At 71.0% G+C, this 6932-nt stretch carries 9 protein-coding genes; 5 read left to right on the top strand and 4 right to left on the bottom strand.

Translation table 11 applies throughout. The features are described from left to right. Window positions 1-140 precede the first annotated feature (140 nt). The gene (locus AB8Z36_RS25165; protein ID WP_369215652.1) at window positions 141-1973 is read right to left on the bottom strand and encodes a S9 family peptidase; all 1833 of its coding nucleotides are present in this window, start codon (window positions 1971-1973) and stop codon (window positions 141-143) included. A 71-nt stretch (window positions 1974-2044) separates the two neighbouring features. Between AB8Z36_RS25165 and AB8Z36_RS25160 the strand changes: the two genes are divergently transcribed. Continuing rightward, on the top strand, window positions 2045-2869 hold the full coding sequence (locus tag AB8Z36_RS25160) for a class I SAM-dependent methyltransferase (RefSeq protein WP_369215651.1): 825 nt from the start codon (window positions 2045-2047) through the stop codon (window positions 2867-2869). A 31-nt stretch (window positions 2870-2900) separates the two neighbouring features. Here the strand turns inward: AB8Z36_RS25160 and AB8Z36_RS25155 are convergent, their stop codons facing one another. Both AB8Z36_RS25155 and AB8Z36_RS25150 read right to left on the bottom strand, forming a co-directional pair. Next, a complete protein-coding gene (locus AB8Z36_RS25155; protein WP_369215650.1) occupies window positions 2901-3434 on the bottom strand; it encodes a hypothetical protein in 534 nt (177 codons plus the stop codon). A gap of 154 nt (window positions 3435-3588) precedes the next feature. After that, complete coding sequence (locus AB8Z36_RS25150) at window positions 3589-3996, bottom strand: rodlin (protein WP_369215649.1); 408 nt, start codon at window positions 3994-3996, stop codon at window positions 3589-3591. A 282-nt stretch (window positions 3997-4278) separates the two neighbouring features. On the opposite strand from AB8Z36_RS25150, the gene AB8Z36_RS25145 reads away from it, so the two are divergent. Next, window positions 4279-4470, top strand: a complete 192-nt coding sequence (locus AB8Z36_RS25145) for a hypothetical protein (RefSeq protein WP_369215648.1) — start codon at window positions 4279-4281, stop codon at window positions 4468-4470. A 74-nt stretch (window positions 4471-4544) separates the two neighbouring features. On the opposite strand, the gene AB8Z36_RS25140 is transcribed toward AB8Z36_RS25145, so the two are convergent. Then, entirely contained in the window at window positions 4545-4955 is a 411-nt protein-coding gene (locus AB8Z36_RS25140; RefSeq protein ID WP_369215647.1) for a rodlin, read from the bottom strand. Between the two features lie 293 nt (window positions 4956-5248). Between AB8Z36_RS25140 and AB8Z36_RS25135 the strand changes: the two genes are divergently transcribed. The 3 genes from AB8Z36_RS25135 to AB8Z36_RS25125 all read left to right on the top strand — a co-directional run. Then, complete coding sequence (locus tag AB8Z36_RS25135) at window positions 5249-5647, top strand: rodlin (protein ID WP_369215646.1); 399 nt, start codon at window positions 5249-5251, stop codon at window positions 5645-5647. 303 nt (window positions 5648-5950) lie between these two features. Continuing rightward, a complete protein-coding gene (locus AB8Z36_RS25130) occupies window positions 5951-6142 on the top strand; it encodes a chaplin (protein ID WP_369215653.1) in 192 nt (63 codons plus the stop codon). Window positions 6143-6264: 122 nt separating this feature from the next. Beyond that, on the top strand, window positions 6265-6932 hold a 668-nt coding region (locus tag AB8Z36_RS25125), incomplete at its 3' end, for a chaplin (RefSeq protein ID WP_369215645.1).

Genomic DNA, 6932 nt, shown 5'->3' with positions numbered 1-6932 from the left:
CGCCCCGCGAGACCAGGCGGTCGACGTAGTTGTCGATCCCCCCCCCCCCCCCCCCCCCCCCCCCCCCCCCCCCCCCCCCCCCCCCCCCCCCCCCCCCCCCCGTCCCTTACGCCGCGGGCGCCCCCGGCGTAAGGGACCGCTCAGCCAGCGACCGGCGGGAGATGCCGGTCGGCGAAGGCCAGTTCCAGGGCGATCTGTTTGATGCGTTCGTCCACGACCAGTGACCCGTGGCCCGCGTCATAGCGGTAGACCTCGTGGACCGCGCCCCGCGAGACCAGGCGGTCGACGTAGTTGTCGATCTGCCGGATGGGGCAGCGTGGGTCGTTCACCCCCGCCGAGATGTAGACCGGGGCCTTGACCTGGTCCACATAGGTCAGCGGGGACGAGGCGGCGAAGCGCTCGGGCACCTCCTCGGGCGTGCCGCCGAGGAGCGTGCGGTCCATGGCCTTCAGGGCCTCCATCTCGTCGTGGTACGCCGTCACGTAGTCCGCGACGGGCACCGCGGCGAGGCCCACCGCCCAGGCGTCGGGCTGGGTGCCGAGGCCGAGCAGGGTGAGATACCCGCCCCAGGAGCCGCCCGCGAGGACCAGGCGGTCGGGGTCGGCGAGACCGGAGGTGACGGCCCACTCCCGGACGGCCGCGATGTCCTCCAGCTCGATGAGGCCCACGCGGTGCTTGAGGGCGTCGGTCCACTCGCGGCCGTACCCCGTCGAGCCGCGGTAGTTCACCCGCACCACCGCATACCCGTGGTCGACCCAGGCCGCCGGGCCAGCCGCGAACGAGTCGCTGTCGTGCCAGGTGGGGCCGCCGTGCACCTCGAAGACGGTCGGCAGGGGTCCGGTGGCGCCCGCGGGCCGCTGGACCAGGGCGTGGATGCGGCCGCCGGGCCCCTCCACCCACGCGTCCTCCACCGGGACGGACCTCGGTGCCTTCATGCCGGGCGGGTCGAGGACCACGGCGCCGGAGGTCGAGCGGACGACCGGCGGCTCGGCCGCCGAGGACCACATGTACTCCACGGTGCCGTCGGGCCGGGCCGTCGCGCCCGAGACCGAGCCCGCGGGCGTCTCGACGCGGACCAGCTCCCGCGCGGCCAGGTCGTACCGGAACAGCTCGCCGCGTGCTTCGAAGCCGTGCGCGATCAGCAGCGCGGAGCCGTCGGGATACCACTCGGCGCTCACGTCACCCGGCAGGCCGAGCGCGAGGTCGCTCTCCTCGCCCGAGGCGACGTCCCAGACCATCGGCTCCCAGCGGCCGCGCCGCTGGTGCCCGACGAGCAGCCGGGTGTCCCCGGGGACCGGCGCGAAGCCGAGGACTTCGAGGCCGAGCTCGACCGAGCCCCCCTTGGTGTCGTCGAGCTCGGCGACGGTGGAGCCGTCCGGCCTGATCACCCGGAGCGCGGAGTGCATCGCGTCGCCGTGCTCCGTGTGCTCGACGGCGATCAGCGTGCCGTCGTGGGAGAGGTCGCCCACGCCCGCGGACTCCCGGTGGCGGTACACCTCGACGGGGCCCGCGTCCGGGGCGCCGGGGCGCACGACGTGGATCGTCGAGCCCTCCTCGTCCGTGGAGCGGCCGACGACCACCGTCGCGCCGTCCCTGCCGAGGGCGAGGCCCGCGGGGTACGAGGCGTCGAGGCCGGGGACCGCGGGCTCGTCGGGACCGCCGGAGAAGGGCTGGCGCAGCCAGACGCCGAACTCGTCGCCGTCCTTGTCGTTGAACCACCAGATCCATTCGCCGTCGGGCGAGAGCACGCCGTCCGTCGTGCCGTTCGGCCGGTCGGTCACCTGGCGCTGGGTGCCGGTCTCCCTGTCCCACGCGTACAGCTCATAGGTCCCCGTCGCGTTCGACACGAACAGGGAGCGGTGCGGCGCGTCCTCCGCCCAGTCCGGCAGCGACACCCGTGGCGCCCTGAACCGCTTCTCCCAGTCCGGCATGGCCTGTGTCCCCGTCGCCTTCTCGGCACCCGTCTCGCTCATGCCCCCCATACTGCCTGGCGCCGCCCACAATCCGCTGGCGAGGGTCCCCAGCCTGTGGATAACTTTCCGGCATGTACTCCCCGACGCCCGACGACTGGCGCGACACCAACAGGAGGCGCTGGGACGAGCGCGTCCCCATCCACCTGTCCGGCGACTACTACGACCTCGCCGCCTTCAGGGCGGGTAAGGACGCCCTGCGCGACTTCGAGCGGGCGGAGGTGGGTGACGTACGCGGGAAGTCGCTGCTGCACCTCCAGTGCCACATCGGCCTCGACACGCTCTCCTGGGCGCGGCACGGGGCGGCCAGGGTCGTCGGCCTCGACTTCTCCGAACCTGCCGTGGAAGCCGCCCGTGAACTCGCCGCCGACCTTGGGCTCACCCCGGAGCGTGCCACCTTCGTCGCCGCCGACGTGTACGACGCCGCGCAGGCGGTGCCGGACTCCTCGTACGACATCGTGTACACCGGCGTCGGCGCGCTCGGCTGGCTGCCGGACATCGGGCGCTGGGCCGAGACGGCCGCCTCGCTCGTCGCGCCCGGGGGCTTCCTCTACCTCGCGGAGTTCCATCCGCTCACCGACGTCCTCGACGACGCCACGGGCACGCGCGTGGAGCACGACTACTTCGCGCGCGACGCCTGGGTGGAGGAGCGGCCCGACGGCTACGCGGACGCGGGCACGCCGACCGTCCACAACCGCAGCGTCGAGTGGCAGCACCCGATCGGCGACGTGGTCTCCGCGCTCGCCGCCGCGGGACTGCGCGTGGACTTCCTGCGCGAGCGGGACACGACCCTCTTCCAGCGGTTCGGCGCACTCGAACGGCGGGAAGGCGTCTACCGCTTTCCCGCCGACCGGCCGCGCATCCCGCTCATGTACTCCCTGAAGGCCACCAAGGCCTGACGGGGCGGGCCCGCGGAGTGCCCGCCACGGCTCACGGCATCGGTGACGGCGGGCGCAGCCACCCCTCGCGTCCCGGATCGAACTCGCCCAGCTTCGTCCAGTCCCAGGCCCGCAGCACCTCACGCCCGAGGTCGTCGTCCCGTTTGATGACGGCGACGACGACGTCGTCGGTGTGCCGGGTCAGGAGCAGCCTCCGCAGCCGGGTGGCGATGCCCGACCTGCGCTGGGCGGGCCCCACCATGAGCTCGCCGAGGAGGAAGACGCGCCCCGACGCGGTCTGCTCCTCGATCTCGGCGGGCAGGACGCCGCGGAAGCCCTGCCACCATTCGCCGGTACGGGCGGCCCGGTAGCCGTAGAGCGAGCCGACGAGGCCCCCCGCCTCGGCGACGACCATGTCGAAGTCGGGCTGCTGTACGTCGTGCTCGAAGCGCCGCAGGAACGCCTGCCGGTCCTGGGACCCCGCGCCCGCCAGCTCCCGGTAGGCCTCTACGTAGAGACCGGCCACGGCCTCGCGCTGCTGCTCGGCCTGCCAGCGGCTCAGCCGCCGCAGGAACACCTCTGCCATGTGTGCCTCCCGCCCCGCAGAGGGCGTGTCCCCCTACACCCGGACTCCGCATGGTGACAGGACGGCACGGCGAGGAGTAGGGGGCGACGCGTCGGCTTCACCGGCAACGGCGTGGGGGCCGACCGGAATCCGGTCGGCCCCCACGACTGACGGGTCAGTGGTTGGCGACGCCGTTGCCCGAGAGCAGCGGGATGTCGCTGAGGACGTGCGAGATCGGCTCGTCGCCCTTGGCCTGCGTCGAGTTCTCGGTGCACTGCTGGGTCTGCGGAGCCGAGAGGATCGGGATGTCCTGGACGCCGACGTTGACCAGGCCCACGATGTTCTGGACGTTGGCCTTGACCGGGATGCCGAGGCAGAGCTTGTTCAGCGAGCCCTGGACCAGGGTCATCTCCGGGCTCATGTTGCCGTGGGTGGAGGAGTTGCCGAACGCCTGCTCGGCGCCGTTCCCGCTGGCGGACTCGGTGCCCGAGTCATTGCCGACGGCCATGGCCTGCGGGGCCGCGGCGGCGGCCATACCGGCGGCGGACAGGGTGATGGCGGCCGTTGCGAGCAGCTTCTTCATGGTGAGCGATTCCCTTCGAGTGAGGCTCCACTCCGGAGCCGCACAGCGATCAACTGAGTGGTACGGCGGGAGTTGCGCCGATTGGTCCATTCGATTGATAAATGTGCTGAATGTAGCGGGATGTGTCAGCCCGTGTTGGTCCGTACGGGCACATCGGGTGGTGCCGGCCGACGGCGTGCGCTGCGCTTTCGCCCCAACGCACCGTTTCGTTCCGCGCCCGGCCAGGAACGAAGACGAAGGACGCCCCCACCGGAAGACGCCCCCGACCCTCGACGAGGAGCTATGGCTGACCGCACAGGACCGTGGCAGCGGCTAGGTGTCATCCCGACGAGCAGGCAGTCCCCGGAGTGCCGCACCGATCCCATCTACGCCACCCTGATCCACAGCTGGTACGCGGAGGGCCGCACCGTCCCCGGGCGGCCCGACCCCGAGTGGCGGAGCCTCGTGGAGCGCGACCCCTGGCCGCGGAACTGACAGCGGCCCCGGAACCGACAGCGCAGCGGGCCGCCAAGGAGGAAGGTGGCGGCCCGCTGCGCTGCGTCGCGGTGTCAGTGGTTGCTGACGCCGTTGCCGGAGAGGATCGGCAGGTCGTCCAGGATGTGCGACAGCGGCTCGTCGCCCTTGGCCTGCGTCGAGTTCTCGGTGCACTGCTGGGTCTGCGGCGCCGACAGGATCGGGATGTCCTGGATGCCGACGTTGACCAGGCCCACGATGTTCTGCAGGTTCGCCTTGGCCGGCAGGGCGATGCAGGGCTTGTTGAACGAGCCCTGGATGAGCGCGATCTGCGGGCTCATGTTGCCGTACGTGGCGGAGTTTCCGTACGCCTGCATGGCGTTGTTGCCGCTGACGGTGTTGGTGCCGCCGTCGTTGCCGATGGCGAGCGCCGTGGGGGCGGCGGCAGCGGACACGCCGATGACGGAAGCCGTGACCGCAGTCGCGGCCATAACCTTCTTGATCACAGGTATTCCTCTCTGAGTTAGCCCCGTCCTCGGAGCACCCTGACCAACTGCCAAATCCCGTAGGGGTTCTGGAAATTCACTCCAATGGCCCATCGCATGGGTCCCCGCGAGGCGTCTTTCGGTGATGTGCGTATCATCGGACCGTCATTTACACGGGGTGGATTTCTCAAGTGATCCGCCGCTGCTTGGAACGCCGAACGATCCGATGGAGTGAATGCGCGGAACCAAACGTGGCGTGGGGAGTTGAGCAGGCCGCAGTAACGTGAGCGTCTGCCCCCAGAAAAGGAACACAAATGCTTAAGAAGGCAATGGCAGCGGCCGCGGTCGCCGTCTCCGTGGCTGGTATCGCCTCCCCCGCGATGGCCATCGGTGACGACAGCGGCACCCAGTCGCTGAGCGGCAATGGCGCCGAGCAGGCTTTCGGTAACTCCTCCACCAAGGGCAACATGAGCCCGCAGCTCTCCCTGGTCCAGGGCTCGCTGAACAAGCCCTGCGTCGGTCTCCCGATCAAGGCCAACATCCAGAACATCGTGGGTCTGGTCAACGTCGGCGTCCAGGACATCCCGATCCTCTCGGCTCCGCAGACCCAGCAGTGCACCGAGAACTCGACGCAGGCCAAGGGCGACGAGCCGCTGTCGCACATCCTCGACGACATCTCCGCGCTTTCCGGCAACGGCGAGGGCAACGGCTGATCTGCCGCACCGCAGTGCCCGCTCGGGCCGTCCGCTTTCTGCGGGCGGCCCGAGCTCGTACATCTCGTGCATGGGGAATCCGCTTGCGGTGGTCGACGCCGCGCGCCGCATTCGAGTGAATTCACGGGAGACGTCAACCCCGTGGTTTCCTCTTCCCTCTTCACTCGTTAAGCAGAGCTCAGGTCACGGCGCGGGAACAGGAATTCCCCGCCCGGCTCCTCCGGCCGCCGTTGAGGCGTGGCCCGTAAGAAGGGAAATGCTGTGAAGCTCAAGAAGAGCGCAACGATCGTCGCCGGTGCCGTCATGGTCCTCGGCATGGGCATCCCGGCGTTCGCCGACGCCGGCGCCCAGGGCGCGGCCGTCGGTTCCCCGGGTGTCCTCTCGGGCAATGTCGTCCAGGTTCCCGTCCACGTTCCGGTCAACGTGTGCGGCAACAGCGTCGACGTCATCGCCCTCCTGAACCCGACGTTCGGCAACACGTGCGCGAACGACTGACGTAGCGACCCGGCTGGTTCCAGCTGTGTCTTGGCCGGCCCCGGCAGCCACCCGGCTCCGGGGCTGGCTCCTCCATCGCACAGAGAAAGACCACTAGATTGCGCCAGGCCCTCAGCAAAGGAATGCTCTCCGCCGCGGCGGCGACGAGCATCCTGTCCCTGTCCGGCACCTCCGCGCTCGCCGTCTCCGAGGCGAACGGACAGGCCCAGGACTCGCCCGGCTTCCTGTCGGGCAACAGCGTGCAGGCACCGCTGGAAGTACCGGTGAACGCCTGCGGGAACACCGTCGACGCCGCCGCCGGGCTCAACCCCGCCTTCGGCAACAAGTGCGGCAACGTCTCGGACGGTCCCGCGCACCACCCGCACCACGGCCAGCCCTCCCACCACGGTCAGTCCCCGCACCACGGTGAGTCCCCGCGCCAGGGCGGAGGGCACGAGGCCGAGCCCGAGTCCAAGCCCGGGGCGAAGCCCGCGCGGCACCACGCCGGGCCCGGACAGCACGCCGGGCCCGAGCACCACGCGCCCGCGTCGCACGGCCCGGCGAAGGAGCCCCGCTCCCGCGACGAGCAGGCGTCCGGCACCAGCGGCTCCGCCGCCCAGGGCGCCTCGGTCGGCTCCCCGGGTGTAGGCGCGGGCAACAACGCGAAGGCCCCGGTCGACGTCCCGGTCAACGCCTGCGGGAACCACGTGGGGCTCGTCTCCCTGCTCTCGCCGGTCTTCGGCAACGGCTGCGACGTCCCGGCCCCCGAGCCGCCGGAGCACCACCCCGAGCACCACGCGCCCGCGCCGCA

The sequence above is a fragment of the Streptomyces flavofungini genome (assembly GCF_041028215.1).
Lineage (GTDB): Bacteria > Actinomycetota > Actinomycetes > Streptomycetales > Streptomycetaceae > Streptomyces > Streptomyces flavofungini_B.
This window is presented reverse-complemented; position numbering and strand designations above follow the sequence as displayed.

Bases quoted from the DNA above. Each gene is read 5' to 3' on its own strand.
- AB8Z36_RS25165 (WP_369215652.1), bottom strand. From the start codon at position 1,973: ATGAGCGAGACGGGTGCCGAGAAGGCGACGGGGACACAGGCCATGCCG.
- AB8Z36_RS25160 (WP_369215651.1), top strand. From the start codon at position 2,045: ATGTACTCCCCGACGCCCGACGACTGGCGCGACACCAACAGGAGGCGC.
- AB8Z36_RS25155 (WP_369215650.1), bottom strand. From the start codon at position 3,434: ATGGCAGAGGTGTTCCTGCGGCGGCTGAGCCGCTGGCAGGCCGAGCAG.
- AB8Z36_RS25150 (WP_369215649.1), bottom strand. From the start codon at position 3,996: ATGAAGAAGCTGCTCGCAACGGCCGCCATCACCCTGTCCGCCGCCGGT.
- AB8Z36_RS25145 (WP_369215648.1), top strand. From the start codon at position 4,279: ATGGCTGACCGCACAGGACCGTGGCAGCGGCTAGGTGTCATCCCGACG.
- AB8Z36_RS25135 (WP_369215646.1), top strand. From the start codon at position 5,249: ATGCTTAAGAAGGCAATGGCAGCGGCCGCGGTCGCCGTCTCCGTGGCT.
- AB8Z36_RS25130 (WP_369215653.1), top strand. From the start codon at position 5,951: ATGGTCCTCGGCATGGGCATCCCGGCGTTCGCCGACGCCGGCGCCCAG.